The 20,903-nt window shown below is 38.7% G+C and carries 14 protein-coding genes and 2 tRNA genes; 5 read left to right on the top strand and 11 right to left on the bottom strand.

Annotation, left to right across the window (positions count from 1 at the left end):
- The first annotated feature begins 15 nt into the window (after positions 1 to 15).
- Positions 16 to 147: a hypothetical protein gene (locus tag MSBR3_RS21395; protein ID WP_268989125.1), complete on the top strand. Its 132-nt coding sequence runs from the start codon at positions 16 to 18 to the stop codon at positions 145 to 147.
- A 256-nt stretch (positions 148 to 403) separates the two neighbouring features.
- Here MSBR3_RS21395 and MSBR3_RS06510 read toward each other — a convergent pair.
- The 8 genes from MSBR3_RS06510 to MSBR3_RS06470 all read right to left on the bottom strand — a co-directional run bounded on the left by MSBR3_RS06510 (position 404) and on the right by MSBR3_RS06470 (position 8,299).
- Positions 404 to 481 (bottom strand) — tRNA-Glu (locus MSBR3_RS06510).
- A 688-nt stretch (positions 482 to 1,169) separates the two neighbouring features.
- Positions 1,170 to 1,244, bottom strand: a tRNA-Glu gene (locus MSBR3_RS06500).
- Between the two features lie 124 nt (positions 1,245 to 1,368).
- Positions 1,369 to 1,770 (bottom strand): helix-turn-helix transcriptional regulator, encoded by a 402-nt coding sequence (locus MSBR3_RS06495; RefSeq protein ID WP_048107205.1) that lies wholly within the window; start codon positions 1,768 to 1,770, stop codon positions 1,369 to 1,371.
- Between the two features lie 31 nt (positions 1,771 to 1,801).
- On the bottom strand, positions 1,802 to 2,026 hold the full coding sequence (locus MSBR3_RS06490) for an LSM domain-containing protein (protein ID WP_048107204.1): 225 nt from the start codon (positions 2,024 to 2,026) through the stop codon (positions 1,802 to 1,804).
- A 330-nt stretch (positions 2,027 to 2,356) separates the two neighbouring features.
- The gene (locus MSBR3_RS06485) at positions 2,357 to 2,755 is read right to left on the bottom strand and encodes a DUF3467 domain-containing protein (RefSeq protein WP_048107203.1); all 399 of its coding nucleotides are present in this window, start codon (positions 2,753 to 2,755) and stop codon (positions 2,357 to 2,359) included.
- Between the two features lie 250 nt (positions 2,756 to 3,005).
- Positions 3,006 to 5,486 carry a DUF5814 domain-containing protein gene (locus MSBR3_RS06480; RefSeq protein ID WP_048107202.1) on the bottom strand — a complete coding sequence of 827 codons (2,481 nt, stop codon included), beginning with the start codon at positions 5,484 to 5,486 and terminating at the stop codon, positions 3,006 to 3,008.
- Positions 5,487 to 6,296: 810 nt separating this feature from the next.
- Entirely contained in the window at positions 6,297 to 7,073 is a 777-nt protein-coding gene (gene mtnP / locus MSBR3_RS06475; RefSeq protein WP_048107201.1) for an S-methyl-5'-thioadenosine phosphorylase, read from the bottom strand.
- An 89-nt stretch (positions 7,074 to 7,162) separates the two neighbouring features.
- On the bottom strand, positions 7,163 to 8,299 hold the full coding sequence (locus MSBR3_RS06470; RefSeq protein WP_048107200.1) for a DUF373 family protein: 1,137 nt from the start codon (positions 8,297 to 8,299) through the stop codon (positions 7,163 to 7,165).
- A 323-nt stretch (positions 8,300 to 8,622) separates the two neighbouring features.
- Here MSBR3_RS06470 and MSBR3_RS06465 point away from each other — a divergent pair, with 323 nt between their 5' ends.
- The 3 genes from MSBR3_RS06465 to MSBR3_RS06455 all read left to right on the top strand — a co-directional run bounded on the left by MSBR3_RS06465 (position 8,623) and on the right by MSBR3_RS06455 (position 10,503).
- A complete protein-coding gene (locus tag MSBR3_RS06465) occupies positions 8,623 to 8,967 on the top strand; it encodes a hypothetical protein (RefSeq protein WP_048107199.1) in 345 nt (114 codons plus the stop codon).
- 394 nt (positions 8,968 to 9,361) lie between these two features.
- The gene (locus tag MSBR3_RS06460) at positions 9,362 to 9,754 is read left to right on the top strand and encodes an RDD family protein (RefSeq protein WP_048107198.1); all 393 of its coding nucleotides are present in this window, start codon (positions 9,362 to 9,364) and stop codon (positions 9,752 to 9,754) included.
- 128 nt (positions 9,755 to 9,882) lie between these two features.
- The gene (locus MSBR3_RS06455; protein WP_048107197.1) at positions 9,883 to 10,503 is read left to right on the top strand and encodes a hypothetical protein; all 621 of its coding nucleotides are present in this window, start codon (positions 9,883 to 9,885) and stop codon (positions 10,501 to 10,503) included.
- 115 nt (positions 10,504 to 10,618) lie between these two features.
- Here the strand turns inward: MSBR3_RS06455 and MSBR3_RS06450 are convergent, their stop codons facing one another.
- The 3 genes from MSBR3_RS06450 to MSBR3_RS06440 all read right to left on the bottom strand — a co-directional run bounded on the left by MSBR3_RS06450 (position 10,619) and on the right by MSBR3_RS06440 (position 16,934).
- The gene (locus MSBR3_RS06450; RefSeq protein ID WP_048107196.1) at positions 10,619 to 11,443 is read right to left on the bottom strand and encodes an alkaline phosphatase family protein; all 825 of its coding nucleotides are present in this window, start codon (positions 11,441 to 11,443) and stop codon (positions 10,619 to 10,621) included.
- 385 nt (positions 11,444 to 11,828) lie between these two features.
- Positions 11,829 to 14,348: a DUF3344 domain-containing protein gene (locus tag MSBR3_RS06445; RefSeq protein ID WP_230627899.1), complete on the bottom strand. Its 2,520-nt coding sequence runs from the start codon at positions 14,346 to 14,348 to the stop codon at positions 11,829 to 11,831.
- 1,173 nt (positions 14,349 to 15,521) lie between these two features.
- Positions 15,522 to 16,934, bottom strand: coding sequence for a DUF3344 domain-containing protein (locus MSBR3_RS06440; RefSeq protein WP_080942406.1), 1,413 nt, complete (start codon positions 16,932 to 16,934; stop codon positions 15,522 to 15,524).
- 1,474 nt (positions 16,935 to 18,408) lie between these two features.
- On the opposite strand from MSBR3_RS06440, the gene MSBR3_RS06430 reads away from it, so the two are divergent.
- The gene (locus MSBR3_RS06430; RefSeq protein ID WP_080942231.1) at positions 18,409 to 20,727 is read left to right on the top strand and encodes a PKD domain-containing protein; all 2,319 of its coding nucleotides are present in this window, start codon (positions 18,409 to 18,411) and stop codon (positions 20,725 to 20,727) included.
- The last annotated feature ends 176 nt before the right edge of the window (positions 20,728 to 20,903 follow it).

Below are 20,903 nucleotides of genomic sequence, written 5' to 3'. Positions count from 1 at the left end.
AAATTAGAGTTAAGAATGCAGAGTAGAGAGTTAAAAATGCAGAGTAAAGAGTTAAAAATGCAGAGTAGAGAGTTAAAAATGCAGAGTAAAGAGTTAAAAATGCAGAGTAGAGAGTTAAAAATGCAGAATGGAAAGTTAAACAATTAAGAAACTTAACAAACAAGCAAAGCCTTAACATCTAATTTTTTCTGTACTCATATATAAAGAAAATAAAATATTATATAAAATATTATTAGAATATTATAATAAAAATCATTACAGTAAAATCACGTAAAATTGTATAAAAATATATAAAAAGTCATGTAATAAATGCATAAGATCACATAAAAAATAAAAGGTCAAGTAAAAAATAGCATAGAATAATTACTGATTACTAATGAAAAAAGTTCCATATAAAAGAACATGGTGCTCCGGCCGGGATTCGAACCCGAGTCTTCGGCTCGAAAGGCCGGAATGATTGGCCGGACTACACTACCGGAGCACATTGCATCTCACAGCGAGACCTTCAATAGACTTTAGTAATATATAAATCTGTCCCTTGTCTGCAGTTTCTAGTGTAATCAATTAATGAGATAATCTTTTATGTAATAACTGTTTGATTTATTTCATATTCCTTTTTATAGGTAGAGTAAAATTTTCTCAAAAGTTTTCTAAAATTTCTAAAAGATTTTCTAAAAATATGTTTGATATAAGGAATCTAAGCGGACAGGTCATAAATCATAAACTTTCGCGCTCAACCTTAGTATTTGCAATTGATAACATTGACTTTATGAATATCAGGAAATATGTTATAAGTAAATAGAAAATGTCCTTATACTTAAGTAGAATACGTGATGAAAAAGCACATTACTCCCCTAATTTGACAGAAAAATAAAAATTAAAATGAAAAAGGAGCTTCATGCCCCTGTTTTCCCCTACATTTGAGGTTTCCGTACATTGTTCTCGATTTTTTGCTATTTTCATTTTTCCAAAAAATTCTGCGTCAATACTACACGTTTTTTGTAGAAAAATACTTTGCCAATTAATAAATTCTGTCAAATTTGGGTTACTCGGTACAATGAAAAAGCATATTATCAGTATAATGAAAAAGCATATTATCAGTATAATGAAAAAGTACATTATCAGTATAAGAGACTTATATTAAGACAAATGTGCAAAAAAGAATATGATGCTCCGGCCGGGATTCGAACCCGAGTCTTCGGCTCGAAAGGCCGGAATGATTGGCCGGACTACACTACCGGAGCTTTTGTTGTATCTTATTTTCCCCTCATTGAAGGGGTTCTTCAATAAGGGGTTTTTCTATATATAGTTAGCGGCTGCCAGTACCTTTCAAAATGTTATTGGTTGTTGAATTAGGGAATTTCTTCCTCACATTTCTTCTTCAGCTTCTTCCTCATCTTCGATATCGGATTCCATATCACCTATATCTTCCGATCTGTCCTCTTCTTGAATGAGGTTGCCAATCCATTCGCTGAGTCTCCCGCAGTATTCAGGTTGACAGTCACCCGTACAGCCTGTACAGGCCGAAAACAAAGGTCCTGAAAGCAGGAGGTCATATTTTTCCTTAACCTCTTCCTTTGCTTTCAGCAGGTATGTTCTTGCCCCGTTTGAGACTCCAATTTCTCTTATAATTAGGTCTTTATCCAGAAGCTTCTTTATGATTCTGGAACATTTTCTGCTGTCGATATCCAGCTCTTTCCAGATTACGTTCTGGAAAACGCCTTCTTTATGTCTTTTTATTATGTTATAGGCTTCTTCTTCAAGATCCATGATTCCACACTATAATGTTCCTTATGAAGTTTTATTCTTCTACAGGAGTGATCAGTATAATGTTATTACCACGAAGTACTACTGAACCAAGGGAACGAACTTTTTCTCCTTTTACAATCTCCATGGTGTCCACGAGATGAAGGTTCATATAGTCATCCACGCTCTTAAGAGTGCCTTCAAGCAGATTAAGGTCGCCTTTCATTTCTACCTGGATTCTTGATCCAACAATTTTCTGAACTTTTTTATTTGGGAACAAATTTAAACCCTCGCTGATTTATTCTGAATTCTCCCCGTACTCTTTTCTGTTTTTTACGTCCCAAGCCAGTGAGGAGCAAGTCGCATTAAAACCACAACCGCAACCGCGGTTTACTTGCTGTCTGTATCAGCCGCTTTATACCAGCGACTGAGAAATTTCTTTATGTTGTCACTCCACCGGCTTTTAAGAAAACTGAAAACTACTTATCCTTTACAGAGATATATAACCATCGATCTCCAAGAGCTCTCAAAAGACTCCCGGGTCAAATAGCTTTTACAATTCTTTTATCCGGTATTTTATTCTGATTGAGTGGAGAGGCGTATATAATGGTCAGATGTAACCCTGAAGATCCGTACTTTCGTCAGCAAGCTTTGCAGACTCTTTTCTTGGTCTCGGGATTGCTCTTGCAATAGGCCCGAAAACGGATTCGTATTCATTTATATGCTGGGTCAGCCAGCGGGAAAGCTCAAGTGCAGCTACCGGAGAAAGTATCACTTCGGTTTCTACGCTTCTCTGGATAACCCTTGATTCCGAGGCATCTCCGAACAGTTTTGGAGTGTCATTATAAAAACCGATCCTGAAATCATAAGGGCTGTGCCCACCCGCAGCTCCGATAGCATATATCTGCCTGAAGTTCTCAGGCTTTACAAACTCGATTGTAATGCCTTTCTTAATCTTTTTGGAAGCTGTGCTTTCGATATTTTCCCTGGATTCTGCATCCTCGGTCATGAAATTACCTCTATTTTTGCTCTCAGAGTATCTGATCAGATTTTGATCCGTTATACTGACCGGCCCTTAAAAAGCTGGTCAATTCTCTAATATAAACAATACAATCCCACATAAGCAGGAACTTTTTAATTCGTTATACAGTGTTATCTGCAAAAATGTTTTTGATATATTTGTCCATAAAGACATATTTAATATTTTTTATTTGTAAAAGTGCTTTGATACTTTTATTTGTAAAAACGTTTTTGATATCTTAACCCTGAACTTTCTTTTTAAGCTTTTTTGCTTCTTCTGCAACTCCTTTTTTAGAATGTACCTTTGCTATAAGTTCTACGGCGTCAAGGTTTCGGACAGCATTGTCCAGGTACCCGAAGACATCACCCTGATAGGCTGAAATTCCATACTTATCTTCAAGTTTCTTTATAATCTGTCCGGGCTCAAGTCCTTCTGTACGCAGCTTGATTATTTTTTCCGAGAACTTCTGTTCTGCGCAGCCACAGTAAGGCGAATCTTTGCATTTACAGGTTAAAAAGTCCGAAGCAAAATCCAGCAGAAGTCCCTGAATTTTTGCATCAAGATGGGAAAGGGATTCTCCGTCAAAAATTATGTCAAGTGTAGCTCCCTGAAAAATCCTTGAAGGCATATTTACATGTAGGGAGCTTCCTATCTGATTTGCGTACTTGAAATACGCTGCATCAAAAAACTCCATGTTCGTTGCAATCTTCAGGGGTTCGTTCTCTCCAAGTACTGCATCCCTAATCAGAAAAGCTTTCGATACCTCAAGGAAATGAGCTGAAATAATTTTTCCAAAACGCGTAAGCGTTATCCGGTTTCCTTTTCTTTCCACAAAACGATAGCTCTGAAGGCGCAGAACCAACTTGTTTAGGTCGTAGCTTCCAAACATCTGGTTATGGATCATTTTTAGATCCTGCACTGAGGAGGTGACTGCAACCGATGCAAGTACTTCCTCGAGCTGTTCGGTTTCTCCGTACTGTACGCCTGCTGATAACATTTCTCCCTGGAGTAGTTTAATTGCAACCTCTTCTTCGGTATCGGACTGTGAACTTGAGTACGATTTTCCAGGCACGGGCATAAGCACAACAACTCCTCTATCATGGTAGTCAGGTCTTCCTGCCCTGCCGCTCATCTGCAGAAAATCCTGGACTGAAATCCAGTCTATTCCCATTGCCAGGGACTCAAAAATCACCTGGGAAGCCGGAAAATCCACTCCAGCCGCAAGAGCAGCCGTGGTTACAACTACTGGGAGCTCTCCTTTTGCAAAGCGAGTTTCGACTTTCTTTCTCTCATACTGGGAAAGCCCGGCATGGTAAGGTGCCGCATGAATTGAAAGAGCTCCTGCAAGCTTGTGGCAGTTTCTACGGGAGTTTGTAAATACGATTGTCTGTCCCCTATGCTTTTTGGAAGAGAGCATTGAATATTCTTCTTTAGCAAGCTGGGAAATCAACTTTGCCTTTTCGTTTTCCTGGCAGAAAAGAAGGTGCCTGTCAATAGGAACCGGCCTGTGCTCGTAACGGACAAGCTGGGCTCCGAGTTTCTTCGCATAACCTGAGGGATTTGCAACGGTTGCAGAGAGATAGATGAATTGAGCTTCTGGTGCTACATACCTCAGCCTTCCAATAAGCCCGTCCAGCCTGTGACCCCTTTCCTGGTCTTCGAGAGTATGGACTTCGTCCACTACTACAGTTCCGATTTTACCAAGAAAATCGGCATTTCCCGACCGAAGCATGTGGTCTATGCCCTCGTAAGTCCCTACTATGATATCCGCACCAGGGCTGGTCTGCATCTTCACGCGTTGAGAAGTTTTTATGAGAATTGCACCGATCTTTATGGAAGTTGTGAGCCCGAGCTTTGAATAACGCTCTTTGAACTGGTCGTACTTCTGGTTTGCAAGTGCAACCAGGGGAACGAGATAAAGCATTTTTCCTTTTTTATCAAGAATGTTATGGATTCCTGCCATCTCCCCTATAAGGGTCTTTCCGGTTGCTGTTGCCGAGACTACAAACTGGTTTTTTCCTTCCAGAAGTCCTGCTTCTATCGATAATGCCTGAACAGGCAGCAGGGTTTCGGATTTTTCAAGCAGCATCTCCTTGAATTTCTTTTGAAGGGGCAGGCTTTTTACCCTGACTGTAGCACTGTCGGGATTTGTCCTTATAGTATCGTAACGTGTGAACTCAGGGTCCAGCCTTTCAGGGCTCAACATTCGGATAGTCCTGTCAAGATCTCGGGTTTTTGAGAGCACCTGTTCTAGGAAATCTATGGATTTTTCTCCATACTGCACACCAGCCGAACGGACTGCACGCAAAAGTTCTTCTTTTGCACAATCCAGACAGATCAGTTCGTTATTGTACTTAATGGATTTACTGTTTACAAAGTTGAAACGTCCATTTATCCAGCAATGTTTACAAATTTTTACTTTATCAGCTTTAAGTTGAAAACCTTCAAGCATTTCCAGAAAAGCAGCCTCATTTGCAGGATCTCCTCCCTCTGCGAGCATTATTCGGTTTGCACTACGCAGGAGCTCTATAAATTGCTGTGGAGGAATGAATTCTTCCTTTTTCTTGCCGGTGAGGAGCCTGATTTTAAGAGGGCGCGGTCCTTTGTAACTATCTTTTATGAGGAGCTCGGCCATATAAAGCGGCTGTTTCATCCGGTCCTTTATAGCCATAACTTTTATCTTTGATTTTTCAGCGTAACCTAGGACCCAGAGCATGATTCTTTATCCTGATATATGAATGGTATATGTAAGCTTCCCTTCAAAACCTGCAAATTTTCCTTTAAAGCTTAGATTTTGAAAGTTTAGGAGTCAATATTCTATTATTTTCTTAATTTCGAGCACATAGTTTGTATCGCAGGTAAAGTTTGTTCAAGTGTGTTAAGTTTATTCGAATTTGTGGGGTTCTGTCCACCTCGATTATATTTTGTTCAAACGCAATGGATTATGTTGAGTTTGTTAAGTTCTATTAAAGTTAGTACTTGAACTCTGAGTAATATTTATGTTTAGAGTATTTTACAGTGCGCAATGTTTTCTTTTATTCTTCCTGAACACACCTTCTTACCTTCTAAGTCTATCCTTTATTTTCTTTGCAACCTCATCTTATGGTCATTATTATATAAATATTTTATCACTTAATTATTATATTAATAAAATTGTCCGGTGCTGGCTGTATCTCGATACTGCTGAATATGCTATTTAGGAAGATTATTTTAAGAACTATTTGGGTAAGAAACTATTGGAAAATGGTATCAAGAAAGCGTTTAATGTAAGTATTTGATGAAAGTGTTTTTATAAAGCTATTATTCGAAAGTATGCAACGTGGAATTTATTCATATAGAAGCAACTATTCTGTTAGTCTTTAAGTAAGGTTTTATAGAAAGAAGCATAGGTTCATTGATCTTTAGCTCAGATATAATTGCTCAGATACAATTGCTCAGATATAATTGCTCAGATATAATTGCTCAGATATAATTGCTCAGGTATAATTGCTCAGGTATAATTGCTCAGGTATAATTGCTCAGGTATAATTCACAAACAGGCTCCTTCCTTTGCAAATCTGCATCTGCAGTTTCGAGTTTTCGGAATGTTTTCTATAGTGTCCGAAATAATCTCAAAGATTGCGTCCTGAGCTTTTCCCACAACATCAGTGACTTCATCAGCTGTCAGTTTCTGTGTGGTCATTCCGCAGGCCTGATTTGTGATAATAGCAAGAGAAGCGTAACAGAGGCTGAGTTCTTTTGCAAGGTTCACTTCAGGTACGCCTGTCATGCCCACGACATCTGCAAATTGACTCATCATGCGGATTTCGGCCCTGGTCTCAAAACGCGGACCTTCCGTACAGGCATAAATTCCTTCGGTATAGGACAGTCCCTGTTTTTCCAGAGCGGCTCTAAGAGCTGTCCTGATCTCAGGGCAGTAAGGTTCAGATACATCGACATGTACGGTTCTGTCATCATAAAAGGTAGAAGGTCGGTTTCGGGTAAAGTCTATGAAATCATCAAGTACTACAAAGCTGCCCACCGGATGTCCTCTCATTGAGCCTACGGAGTTCGTGGAGATTACACGTTCTGCTCCGACTGAGTGCACAGCCCAGATATTGGCTCTGTAATTAATCCTGTGAGGAGGAATATGATTTTCTCCTGCATGCCTGGGGATTACTGCAATTGTTTTCCCTTTTATAGTAGTAAGATAAGCTGTGACTTCTCCATATGGAGTATGTATTGGCTGGCTTTCGAATTCCTGATAAGAGTTAAAACCAACGCCACCTAGCACCGCTATCTCAATGTTTTCATCTACTTTTTCCATTTTTTATCTTCCAAGTAGTTTTGTTATTACCCTATTTTTCCTTTAATCCAGCCTTGTTTAGCCTTAAACTCTTTTGCAGATCGCTTGGGTCAGGCAAGTTTTTTCTTTCTTCTGCCTCTTCCTTTCTCTTCGTTTTCGGAGACCTGGTTTGATACACTGTATTTTATGCCTGCAAGGGCAATAAGAATCGCAACTGCAACCGAATACACAAAGTACTGGAGGGCGAGGGTTGCGTCACTGGTAGCGCCTTTCGAAAGGGAAGCTGTCGCTAAAATGTATGTACTTGCACCCCAGAAAAGCAGCCCTGTTGCGATCACAAATAAAGAAATTGCAACGTTTTTATAAATGGGCTTATTTTCCATCCTTAAATCAAAGATTTTTCCAAAATTGGCAAGCAATATGGCTCCTGCATACCACCAGACTGAAGCATTGATGAATACTGAGATAAGCGTAAGAATCCCTTGATACCATACCCCGTCTGCCGAGTAAAGTCTCCATACCTCCGTAGCTCCGTATGCAGTTGCTACAAGGGTTGTAAGCAGGGCGGCCATATAGCTGATAAAAACCATTCTCTGTTCAAGAAAAGCGTCCCAGAGCTTTTCCTTTTCAAGAGCAACAAGGTCGTCCAGCCCAAAACCTCTGTATAACATGTAAAGCCCTACAGCTGCAAGAATTCCCACAACTGCCCCGTCTGGATAACGGGCAAGCAAAAATATTGCATAAATGAGAAAAGCGAGTCCTAAAGGTACAAAGAAAGTCTGGGAGATTTTCGGGTCACTGAAGACATGTTTCAGGATATAGTAAGTACTTTCCAGATTCTGGCTCTGCATTATTACGATTCTTTTCACGGAGTCAATTCTCATACGGGATTGGACAATAGGTACAAGCGTTTCGTCTTCTGCCCCGTCCGAGACGAATATTGCTCTCTGCACATCATTCACATTGAGGAATGTTTCAAGCTGCTCGGCAATTTTCTGGTCCGAGATCACTCCAACATTTTTGTCTCCTGCAAAAGAAACTATCTCAGCATCAGTTCCTTTTGCCCGTAACTCATCAAGAATCTTGATTCCGCCGAAAATCGTATTTGTGTCAGAATCCTCCGGGTCTGCGATCCCAAGTGCGACGGCAGCCTGAACATTTGCCTCCCGTCCTACTATCGGGGTTTCGAGTTTTGCTTTTTCGCCCAGATCGTTATCTCTGTCTATGCATATAACTAAGGTCTGCATATCTCCTCTATAGCTTTCAATAGCTCACTCTATCGCAGAGAGCTGTTTTTTCATGTACGGCATCCTGATTCGGCTCTCATATCTTTCCTGTCGGAGTTTTATATAAACTCTTTTAATCAGTTAAATCGCTTTACCTTTTACAAGCATACTATTTTAATTTATACTTTATAAGCTTGTAGCGTAACGGAGTTTATTTTATACATTAGTTTTCACTTCTAAAGATACTTTTATAATTTCGAAAACCCATAAGTAAATGTCTACAAAAACAGGCTCTCTTTTTGAGAGAAATCCATTACCTTTGTAAAAAATAAAAAGGGGTTTATATGGCACAAACAATGGAAAACGAAAGTAAAGGAACCGAAGCTGGGAAAAAGAGCAGAATACAGGAAAAAGTTGGAAAGCTTGGAAATGACATTGACACTCTTGCAAAGAAAACAGGAGATGAAGCCTCTAAACTTGCAAAGAATATAAACACTGAGATCAAATCTATCTCGGACGAAATAAAATCTATTGATGTAAAAGATGAGGTAAAGAGCATCACCGCAAGGGTTGAAAAACTGGTTGATGCAACCGGCGATAGCGCAAAAAAACTTGCCTCAGAGATTAAGACTGATGTAAAGAAAATGGTAGATAAGATCGAAGTCCCGATCTCAAAGAAAAATAAATAAATAAATAAATAAATAAATAAATAAATAAATAAATAAATAAATAAATAAATAAGTAAATAAATAAATATAGGCAAAGTAACAACAGTGACAAAAGCAAAGTAACAACAGTGACAAAATAATGATTAGAAGTTAAGATTTTTTTCTCTATGATGAGTAATACCTTTTTAACCTTCTTTTTTATTATTGGCTTTGCTTCTCAATGTATATTCATTGAATCTTTCTTATTTCTCAATGCATACTCATCGAAGTATTTTGTTTCTTAATGCATATCTATTGAGTCATTTCTGCTTTTATACTCCGTGCTTTCAATGTTTTTCGTTTTTGCGTTCTCATTTCCCGAGTTAACTTTATTATTCAGCACATCATCTGTATAAATTATATTGGGGAGATCTTGATGCAATCATACTCTGACATTTCCAGGAGGCTTATAGCCTCAATAATCGACATTTCCGTAATTGTTTTTCTTTTTATGTTTTTAGAGCTAATTACAGAAACCCTGGATGAAACTTTTTTCTATATTCTGTTCTTTCTTACTATGTGGGTTTACTTTGTCTTTCAGGAGAGTTCGACCCTGAAGTCAACAGTGGGCAAGCAAGCTGTGAACATTATTGTTACTGACCTTAACGGAAACAGAATTTCCTTTACGCAGGCAACAAAGCGTTTTATTCTGAAAATTCTTACTGTAATTCCCTTTTTTGTAGGATTTCTACTTATCCTTTTTACCTCAAAAAAGCAGGCTTTTCACGATATTGTTGCAAAGACAGTGGTGTTTGTTCAGGAAGATTGACCTTAATCCTTCTTTTCAAATTTTTATCTATCATGTCAGTTTTTTTACGACGATTACTTTTTTTATTATGGTGTCCTAATAATTAATGGGAAGTCATTTTCTACTAGAACAATCAAGGGAAGTGTATTATGTCTATTTCCTTCAATCAGCGCAATTTTATCCAGAATAGACCTGTAAGCTTTGAGGGTTCTATCTCAAGCCGTTCGCATGATATCTCTTTTTCTTCCGAATCCGCAGAGGAAATAAAACTTTTCCTTGATATGGATGGAGTCCTTACGGATTTCACCGCAGCCTGTGAAAAGCTCGGTGGTAATATGATGTTCTGGTACAGTAACGACAGAGAACTCTTCTGGAAAAAGATCACATCTGCAGGAATCGAGTTCTGGTCTGAGATGTCCTGGATGCCCGGAGGGCAAGAATTGCATGGCTTCCTTAGAAGCTCGGGCCTTTGTCCGACAATCCTTTCTGCGCTTCCCGGACCTGAGAGGAAAAAAGCCTTAATCAATGCAAGAGAGGGAAAAATCAAATGGATCAGGAAAGAACTCGGGCCTTCTTATGCAGAGGCCGCAATTCTCTGTTACCGCCCTGAAAAAGCCTTACAATCGGGATCTGCAAGGGTTCTTATTGATGATAACTCCGAGAATATCCGTGAGTGGGAAGAAGCAGGCGGTATCGGAATCCTGCATAAGAACACGAGCCGGACAATCCGGTGTTTCACCAAGGTTCTTAAAGTAGAGCAAAAGTTCTGACATGTAAACTTTATAGGTAAGACCAAAAGGGTTGACTGAAAACTCAGATTAAAAGGCTTATAAAATCTTAGACTTCCTGAATCTTAGACTTCCTGAATCTTAGACTTCCTGAATCTTAGACTTCCTGATTACAGGCTACTATAAGGGCTACAAAGTTTTGCCTGTGATTTTTGATATCTTCTCCTTGCGCATCCTTTAACCACTTTTTTCCCCCATGAATTGCGTGATCTCCGCAGATAAAGAAAATCGTTCCTTTTTCTGCGTGTCTATAAATCTCACCGAGATTTTCATCCACGGCTATTGCAGCCTTTTTCAGTTCTTTCCAGTTTTCTGCTCTATGGGAAAAACGGTCAAGGGTTCTGAGGTGAACTGCCAGGATATCGGGCTTTTCTTTAAGGGCATGTAGCGCATAGTTCGTTATTTTAAGGTCATAATCCAGAATATCTTCGGAATTAGGAACTCCATAATATTCTTTTATCCGTCCTCTGAAACTTTCCGCACCTTCAGACTCTATAACTGCTGACGCTTTCATACCTGCCCTACAAGCCCATTCCATAATGCTTTTCAGTCTCGGGTTTTCCGAGTCTTTTGTCCTTTCCGTGTAAATGTCCATGGTTGAGTAGATATTATGCTCTTCTGGCAGATATCCTGTAAATATTGATGCAATGGCAGGGGAGGTTATTGTCGCAGGGGACTTGCACCTGAAGAGTAAACCTTTTTCAGCGATATTACTCAAGTTCTTCATTATCGAAGAAAAATGATTATAAAGAGAATACCCCAGACTGTCAACCACAATAATCACTGCTCTTTTGCAACTTCTTTCTTTTGCGTAGCTCTCGACTTCAGGAATTGGTCTGCCAGTTGGCGGAACCATAGGGATTTTCAGGAGTCTTGAGATCGTAGGGGCAATATCAATGGTTTTGCACTCTAAAATTTTCATATGGTCTCCAATATATTATCTGGCAAGCCGGCTTATATGTCTTTCCAATATTCCTGTTTTAAACCCAGATAACTGTGAATAGTTATATTGGACCGGATGAGTGTTCACTGGATAGAGTATGAGTTTTCAGGATGTAGAATTAATTTTAAAGGCGTAGAATTGATTTCCGAGGCGTATTATATAAGTCTCCGAGTGACAAAACTGCTTATTTAAAAACTGACTATGTAAAAACTGATTATGTAAAAACTGATTATGTATACTCAATTTTTGTACGCATGCAAGCATAGAAACAGAAAAAATAAGCAAAGACACTAAAGGCAAATATCAGCTAAGTACTAAAAATGTTAATTATTTGTAAATTTAAAAAAGTAAAAAAGCAGCCTTATTAAGCTGCTTCAGCCCAAAAGATAAGGCTTCCATTAAACTGTCCTGTAGACGAATAGTTTTCCGGTATATCAAGCTGGGCTTTCGTAGTTTCTGATGTGTTTGAAGCTATTGTCTTACTGTATTCAGAACATTTGTTCTGGTCAAGCACAAGTCCTGTGCTGAATGGGCCGTCATCCTGGTCTTCTACTTCAGCCTTTACTTTTATATTGCCATGTCCGTTGTTTTTAAGGGTCAAAGGTACGGACTCGCTCGGAGTTCCTGGTTTTACTGTTCCGAAATCGACTGAGTTCGGTGTGACCTGCAAGCAAATAGCAGGTGTGATGTTCACAGTAAGTGATACCGTAGCTGAATCCGATCCAGATGAACTGGTTCCGTTATCACATGTTCCATTATCACTTGTTCCATTATCACTGGTTCCATTGTCACTGGTTCCGTTGTCACTGGTTCCATTGTCACTGGTTCCATTGTCACTGGTCCCGTTGTCACTGGTTCCATTATCACTGGTTCCATTATCACTTGTTCCGTTATCACTGGTTCCATTATCGTTGTTTGTTCCATCCTTATAACTGACGGAAAGGATCGCACTCGAGGGAGCAAGGTAGTCTCCACTATTATCTGTAACCGAAGGAGGAATTATCTGAGCCATATTATTGTCGGCCATGAGATAATTTCCGACAGACCTTGCTTCATCGATATCCAGGTCCGAGTATGGAGTCGAGTCATAAACACCGGATACGTTCATTTCATTGAATTTCAATCTAATGCCATCATGTCCTCCAGACTGAACTGTAGTCCAGAGCTTGGCACTGTCTACATTGCTGAGATTTATAGAGCCGTCAAATGGGATTTTTACGGTAGCCTCTTCAGGAGTCAGACCCCCTGAAGTACTCATCGTACTCACCATGTCACAGCCTTCATTTATCCAGTATTCGGTTTCGTTTCCTGTGGAATCTTCATACACTACAAGTAAACCGATTCCATCAAAGCAGACAAAGTTCCCAGTCTCACTATTAGCATTTGTAACTACTGTGGTATAATTTCCACTTCCTTTTACAAGGTCCGTTACATCATAAGCCCAGGTACCGCTTGGATAATCATATACAGAGCCCCATCCTTTCTGGTCACTGTATTCGGCGTCAGGAGTCAAAGCTTTATTCTGAAACTGCAGGTTCATGGAAGGATATACTCCGGTAGTGCCTGTAGCACTCCACGTCCAGTAATTATAGAGTCTCGCGAGTTTTACAGTTGCATTTTCAGGAAGCTTCAGGTTGTGGTTTACTGTATATGTGCCGCCAGAAGATATCTTACCACTATACTTGCTGTCTCCGTAATCATAAATAATGTCGCCTTTTACAGTGTCGTGAGTATAAGTCTCAAGAGGCTTGTCTCCGGTATATCCATTATTGTTGCCTGATGAGTTATCTCCAGTATTGTTGTCAGAGGAGTTATCTCCAGTATTGTTGTCAGAGGAGTTGTTTCCATTATTGTTGCCTGATGAGTTATCTCCAGTATTGTTGTCAGAGGAGTTATCTCCAGTATTGTTGTCAGAAGAGTTGTCTCCAGTATTGTTGTCAGAGGAGTTGTCTCCGCTACCATTGTCTGAGGACGAAGTAGTGTATTCGGCCGTCAGTATAGCAAGTGCATTTTTATAGAACGCGTCAGTCCGGTCATAGGTCAGGGCGTTTGTGCCGGTCGATTTAAAACTGTCCTTGACATCCCATGAATCTAGCCCACAATAAGTACCCTGAGGTTTGCCTGAAGTAAGTGCATTTCCATTGAAAGTGTATGATCCGTCTGTACTTGCCATATGTAAATCTGTAAGCGTTGCATCTGTCAAAGACGCATCAGATGGCAAATTTGCCTGAAAAGCTGTGCTCCCAACGTAAGTTTCACCATTGTCGTCGACATAATAAGTATCTGGATCATGTCCGCGGTTTACCTGATACCAGATCTTTTTTTCGCTACCGTCGTTGTAAGCTACAATAAGGGTTATCAGTTTTATTCTGCCATCAAACTTATTGTCACTGGGTTCAGTATGTACGGTAGCTTTATTGTTCCCGGATTTTACAAGGCTTGTGACATCATAATACATCATGTAGTCACTGGTTACCCTGTCAACATGGTCGTTTACCTGGACATATGCTTTTCCGTCATTACCTCCATTAGTAATGTATGTATAAGGAACGTTGAGATTTTCTGTTCCCAGAGTTTTATCGTTAAAAGTTACTGTTGCTTTTCCTTGGTAATTATTTTGCATGTGTCCGCAATATACGGTTGTAAGCAACATTGCCCATTCGACCTTGGCGTTAGCCGGTAATGTAAAGGTCTTGTCTATAGTTTTAGCAGTGTGTATTTCCTGAGTTCCTGTTCCGTAGTAGCTGTCACAATAGACACCTCCGCTTACTGTTCCGCTGTGGACAGAAGTCAGAGGGATCCCGCCTACGTAATTATCAGCCAGGCAGACTCCGCTACTCAGAATTAGAGTTAACAATATCAAAATCAGTTTTCTATTCGTCAATCTTCCTCCTGTAATTCAATTAGAGAAAGAATTCCAGAGATCTGTGAATAAGTAGCTCCTGTTAAAACTAACAGGAATCTAGACTATTACCTGTAGAAACAGAGCTAAGTAGTTTTTATTGGGTTCTAAGGAAAATATCTCAAATGCGTTTTTCAAACTGAACGGGTCAGATAGTTCCAGTTTCTGAGGGGCTCCTTTTGACAGTTATCTTTAGGACTCTTTCTCCTATGTTTTTTCAGATTTTAACTACTTTTTAAGATAAATTATCATTTTGTTAATAACTTTTCAGATATATTAATCTTTCCAAATGTTTTATAGGTGCAATAAAATGTGAAATATTATGTATATCGTAATTATTTATTTACTAATTATCAGTCGATCAATACAGATTTTCACTTGACATATATGTGATTTACATGTGAATTGTTTACTAGCAAAAAATATAAAAACAGATCTTCTAACTCACGATTAAAGATTTAGTTTGATAAGTTTATTTATTGAATTTTATGCATAGTGTCTACCGTTCCGATTTAGTCCGACTGAACGATTAATATCTATTTATATATTTATCTCCTTTAAATATAATTTATATCATATAATAGTCTTTAAAACACATTTACTTTATCTTTCCAATAATTCCTGAAAGTTGGAAATAAATATTTAAAATCTTGTCCTTATAACCTTGACTTAACAGTCTCTGTAAGTTGATTATACCGCTCTCTTACAAAATATAATAAGTTAAAGGAACGTAAAGTAGCAATTCAAGTTGTTTGAATAAAGCAAAAAAACAAAGCCAATTAATACAAAAGCCAATACAAAAGCTAATTAATACAAAAGCCAATTATACAAAAGCCAATTAATACATTATAAAATTTCATATTTTTATCAAAAATAAAGAGTTAAAGGATATTAAAAGGCTATATGAAGTTATAAACTTGAAATACGCGAATGGTCTAATGAATTACCTTCTAAAGATAGCAAGGCTCGGAAAATTGAAGGAGAAAAATGTGAAAATTATGACGTTTTTGAGATGTGTAGTACCCCCTCACTGCCCTTAATGTCTGACATCTTAAAGTCTGACATCTTAAAGTCTGACATCTTAAAGTCTGACATCTTAAAGTCTGACATCTTAAAGTCTGACATCTTAAAGTCTGAATTTTACTTTCTAAAATATTACTTGCTCTTAACTGTTATGTAACTTGAAACCGTTTTAGTATTACTACCTGCTGCGTTTTTCACTGTTAAACTGACTGTATATTTTCCAGCTTTACTGTATTTATGTACAGCTGTCTTGGACGTTGAGGAGGTCCCATCTCCGAAATTCCATTTCCATGAAGAGGGCGTTCCTGTACTTTTATCAGTAAAGGTAACCGTTAATGGTACTTTTCCTGATGTAGGAGATGCGGAGAATGCAGCAACGGGTTTTGCTACTACCGTTATATAACTTGTTTTCGTTACCGTGTTACTGCCTACAGCATTGGTAACTGTTAGTGTCACCGTATACTTTCCTGCCTTGGAATACGTATGAGTCGGGTTCTTTAAGGTTGAAGTTTTCCCGTCTCCGAAACTCCATTTCCATTTAGTTGGTGTTCCTGTACTTTTATCAGTAAAAGCGACATTTAATGGTGCTTTCCCTGATGTAGGAGATGCAGAGAATGCAGCAACAGGTTTGTTACTTGAGGTCTTGTATTCTGCTGTTATTATGGCAAGTGCGTTTTTATAGAAGGCTCCAGTCCTGTCATATTTCAGGGTGTTTGTGCCGGTAGACTTAAAATTGTTTTTAATATTCCATGAATCCAGTCCGCAATATGTGCCCTGAGGTTTGCCTGAGGTGAGTTTTTTTCCGTTAAAAGTATATTTCCCGTCTGTACTTGCCATGTGTATATCTGTAAGCTTTGCAGATGTTAATGTAGAACCTGCTGGTAAAGCTGCTTTAAAAGCTGTGCTCCCAACGTAAGTTTTACCATTGTCATCAACATAATAAGTATCCGCATCATGTCCGCGGTTTACCTGATACCAGATCTTTTTTCCGCTGCCATCATTGTAAGCTACAACAAGGGTAATCAGTTTTATTCTGCCATCAAATTTATTGTCACTAGGTTCCGTATGTACGGTAGCTTTATTGTTGCCGGATTTTACAAGGCTTGTGACATCATAATACATCATGTAGTCACTGGTTACTCTGTTAACATGGTCGTTTACCTTGACATATCCTTTCCCATTATTACCACCATTGACAAGGAATACAAAAGGAACATTAAGAGTTTCTGTTCCGAGGACTTTCCCGTTAAAGCTTACTTTTGCTTTTCCTTGATAATTATTTTGCATATGTCCACAATATACGGTTGTGAGCAGCATTGCCCATTCAACCTTGGCGTTAGCTGGTAATGTAAAGGTCTTATCTATAGTTTTAGCGGTGTGTATTGGCTGAGTTCCTGTCCCGTAGTAGCTGTCACAATAGACACCCCCACTTACTGTTCCACTCTTGACAGAGGTCAGAGGGATTCCGCCTACATAATTATCAGCCAGGCAGACTCCGCTACTCAGAATCAGAGTTAACAATATCAAAATCAGTTTCCTATTCATTAACCTTCCTCCTGTTATCAATTTTAGAGAAAGAATTCCAGAAACCTGTGCATAGGCAGTTTTATAAGACAATTACAGGAACCTGAATATTGCTAGTAAAAGCAAAAGTCAAATAACTATTATTCTGTTCTAAAAGTGTGATCAGATGTTTTCCAGACTAAATATATCAAATTAATTCCCGTTTCGAAGGTCTTTTCTTTGACAGTTATTTTTGGACTCTTTCTCATGAATTTTTTTCAAATTATAACTATTTTTAATACATATAATTATTTTATTAACAATTTTTCAGATATATTAATCTTTTCAAATGTTTATATGTGTAAAATTTATAATTTTTCTCTGCATATTTGTTATTTAATAACCCTATTTATTTTAAATAATGGATGTAAATTCCTGAAACCATAACTGTTAACAATTCTTTTTTAAATTAGGATTGATGCTCGTTTTTCAAAACTGGATACTTATCTTGAACAAAACTCAAGTGAGTTTGTTATCCGTTAAATCAAAAAACTCCTATTGATCGACTTTTTACTTATTTTTGACATCAAACAATACCATTAACTCTATTGGCCATGAAATTTCAGGAGGCTTCCATTCAAACTATTTTCACAATTGGCTAACAACAAAGTTAACTTTAAAGCCATATTACCTCTTTTTTTCAAAAATCAGCTATTCATTGACCTTAAAGATAGCAGTTTACCCACTTAAGTTATGCATTCAATATATAAAATCAAACACAGTAACCATCATTAACTAAATTATAATTTATATCTAAGAAGAGTTTAAAACCATATTTCTAATTCAAATGAGTAAGCCTCATTTTTCGTAAAGTCTGATCCCTAGTCAGTTCATCTCCGTAAGTCTGATCCCTAGTCAGTTCATCTCCGTAAGTCTGATCCCTAGTCAGTTCATCTCCGTAAGTCTGATCCCTAGTCGGTTCATCTCCGTAAGTCTGATCCCTAGTCGGTTCATCTCCGTAAGTCTCATCCCTATTACAATAGTTAAAAAACCGTCAGAATAGTTTTTTATCTAGTTATTAGTTAGCAAGTTGAAATGAAAAACTAAGTAGCAAATTTGATACTTTTTACTCAAATTTATTGATATTGAATTTTGAAGCGCTTTAATTATAATATTTTCACAAAAAATTAAATAAAAGTATTTATGAATACATTTAAAAAGATTGATATATATGAAAAATTAATCATAAAATGTTTATAAGTATTAAAAATTATCCACTAATGGAAAGGTATCGAGATGAGATATTCTGGAGAAATGTGTAAATAAAACTTAATCAGAAACAAGAATGCACTTCGTGTTACTTGACCAAAAGTAGGACTATGACGTAAGCGCTTTTCTTACAACAAAATAACTATCTAACTCTATTTTTTTGGAAACCCCTTTGTTTCCTGTTTCATCTAGGAAATAGTCCACATAACTCTGGAATTCTTTCTCTAATTGAAGTACAGGAGGAAGATTGACGAATAGGAAACTGATTTTGATATTGTTAACTCTGATTCTGAGTAGCGGAGTCTGTTTGGCTGACAATTACGGAGGTGAAAGCCCTTCAGTTACTAACTCGCAGGTTTCACAAGCAACAAACGATCTCACTATATCCGGGATAGTAAACACTGTACCAGGATCTGCGGTCTTTGCCAGGGAATCAAATACCATAACGGTTACTGGTATCAAGAACACTGGATCTGCTGCTCTAAATAATATTTACGTAGCCCTTTATGCCAGCGATGTGTCCGGTTCAGTTCCAGTAAACACGACAACGATTGCATCTATAGCTAGTGGAGGGACAGTAACTTTAACGATGATCGACCCAACAATTCGCAATCTGGAAGGTAGCACCGTAACCTATACTGCAGTTGTTGATCCTGAGAACCTGATCCCTGAAACTAATGAGGCTAACAACAACAAAAACAGTCTGGCTAAACCTGTCAAATATAACGGGTATAAGGGCAAACGTTACTGGGAAGGCGGAAGTGACATCACTACCAAACAGACTTATGACCTCCAGGGTAACTTTTTGTATTTCACACAGCCCGAATCCGCTTACAAATCTGTTGGCTGGACTAGCAGAACCGAAACCTGGACTGCAAGCAATCTTCCTATCCCGAGCGGTTCTACCGTAGAAAAGGTGTGGCTCTATCTTGCTTACAACTGGGATACCACTTCCGGGGGAGTACCTAAATGGGATGCTTCCTTTAACGGACATCAGCTTACAGGTGGAACTCCATACACTGACAAGAGCAATTTTGGTGGGTATGCTGAGTATAAATATGGTCTTTACGTCTTTGATGTGACCAGCCAGTTCAAATCTGCTGGAAACAGTCTTGTCATGACGTCTAATGCTGGAAATAGCAATGCTCTTTATCCGAGTACTCTGGTTGTGATCTATCGGAACTCTAATGAAACCCGGAAGCAGATCTTCATCAATGAAGAGTGCGACGAACTGGGCTTATCTGCATCCAGTTACGGAACCACTCTCGAAGAGGCTACAGCATATGCTCCTTTCACAGGCATGTCTGTTGATCTGAATAAAGTCGCAAGCGCTAAATTATACAGTTTTGCCGGAAGTGCCGGCCCCGATGAAGGTAACCTGCTTTTTAATGGAAATACCGTTGCAAGCAATGCATGGCAGGGAAATCCAAGCACCAGCAGTCCCCTGATTTTTAATGTGAAAAATTACATTAAAGCAACCGGGAACGAAGCCGGAATCCAGGGCACAACAAGCGGAGGCATGGATTCTCTCCAGCAGATCCTTGTAGTTGAGTACCAGAAACAACAAGGAGCTGTGCCAGCGGCTGCTTTTTCAGCGTCCCCGACCTCCGGAAAAGCACCATTGAATATTGCTTTTACTGATACAAGCACAGGAACACCAACAAAGTGGCAATGGAACTTTGGAGATGGATCAAAGTCATTCGTTCAGAATCCAACTCACAAGTATTCCAAGGCGGGAGTATATACTGTCAGCTTAACAGTGAAGAATGCTAAAGGCAGTGACACGGTGACAAAGACAGACTATATAAAAGTTGTAACAAAGCCTGCTGCTGCATTCTCTGCATCTCCTACATCAGGAAAAGCACCGTTAACAGTTACCTTTACTGATAAAAGTACAGGAATACCTGCTATATGGAAATGGAGTTTCGGAGACGGAACAACTTCTACTCAGCAGAATCCAAAGCACAAGTATTCCAAAGCAGGGATATATACTGTTAGTTTGACAGTAAAGAATGCTGTAGGCAGCAACACAGTAACAAAAACAGACTATATAAAAGTTGTAACAAAGCCTGTTTCAAATTTCACCAGCAGTGTTACAACGGGAAAATCTCCATTGAGCGTTGTCTTTACTGACACTAGCACAGGAGTTCCTGCTTCATGGAAATGGAGTTTTGGAGACGGAACAACTTCCACCAAGCAGAATCCAACTCATAAGTATTCCAAGGCAGGAGTATATACTGTTAGCTTAACGGTAAAGAATGCTGTAGGCAGTAACACGGCAACAAAAACAGACTATATAAAAGTTGTAACAAAACCTGCTGCTGCATTCTCTGCATCTCCTACATCAGGAAAAGCACCATTAAATGTCGCTTTTACTGACAAAAGTACAGGAACACCAACTAAATGGAAATGGAATTTCGGAGACGGGAAAACTTCAACCCAGCAAAATCCAAAGCATAAGTATTCCACAGCAGGAAAGTATACGGTGACACTGACAGTTACCAATGCTGCAGGTAGTAACACGGTAACGAAAACAAGTTATATAACAGTGACAGCAAACACATAATCGGATATATGTTCTAAAAACAAGTACACTTCAGATTGGAAAAGATAAAGAGAAATTAAGGCAAAGGGTTGCGAGATTATTGACACTATGATAAAACAACCCTTTTTAGCCCTTTTGACCAGAGCTGAAAACTAACCTTTGGTTTATGTTTTCATGGCTTACTCCAAAATACCTAA

It is taken from the genome of Methanosarcina barkeri 3 (genome assembly GCF_000970305.1).
In the GTDB taxonomy this organism is placed as follows: Archaea; Halobacteriota; Methanosarcinia; order Methanosarcinales; family Methanosarcinaceae; genus Methanosarcina; species Methanosarcina barkeri_A.
Note: the sequence above shows the minus strand (reverse complement) of the source record. Positions and strands in the feature narration are given on the sequence as shown.

Excerpts from the sequence above, each read along its gene's own strand:
- MSBR3_RS21395 (WP_268989125.1), top strand. The coding sequence starts at position 16 with ATGCAGAGTAGAGAGTTAAAAATGCAGAGTAAAGAGTTAAAAATGCAG.
- MSBR3_RS06495 (WP_048107205.1), bottom strand. The coding sequence starts at position 1,770 with ATGGATCTTGAAGAAGAAGCCTATAACATAATAAAAAGACATAAAGAA.
- MSBR3_RS06485 (WP_048107203.1), bottom strand. The coding sequence starts at position 2,755 with ATGACCGAGGATGCAGAATCCAGGGAAAATATCGAAAGCACAGCTTCC.
- mtnP (WP_048107201.1), bottom strand. The coding sequence starts at position 7,073 with ATGGAAAAAGTAGATGAAAACATTGAGATAGCGGTGCTAGGTGGCGTT.
- MSBR3_RS06470 (WP_048107200.1), bottom strand. The coding sequence starts at position 8,299 with ATGCAGACCTTAGTTATATGCATAGACAGAGATAACGATCTGGGCGAA.
- MSBR3_RS06465 (WP_048107199.1), top strand. The coding sequence starts at position 8,623 with ATGGCACAAACAATGGAAAACGAAAGTAAAGGAACCGAAGCTGGGAAA.
- MSBR3_RS06460 (WP_048107198.1), top strand. The coding sequence starts at position 9,362 with ATGCAATCATACTCTGACATTTCCAGGAGGCTTATAGCCTCAATAATC.
- MSBR3_RS06455 (WP_048107197.1), top strand. The coding sequence starts at position 9,883 with ATGTCTATTTCCTTCAATCAGCGCAATTTTATCCAGAATAGACCTGTA.
- MSBR3_RS06450 (WP_048107196.1), bottom strand. The coding sequence starts at position 11,443 with ATGAAAATTTTAGAGTGCAAAACCATTGATATTGCCCCTACGATCTCA.
- MSBR3_RS06440 (WP_080942406.1), bottom strand. The coding sequence starts at position 16,934 with ATGAATAGGAAACTGATTTTGATATTGTTAACTCTGATTCTGAGTAGC.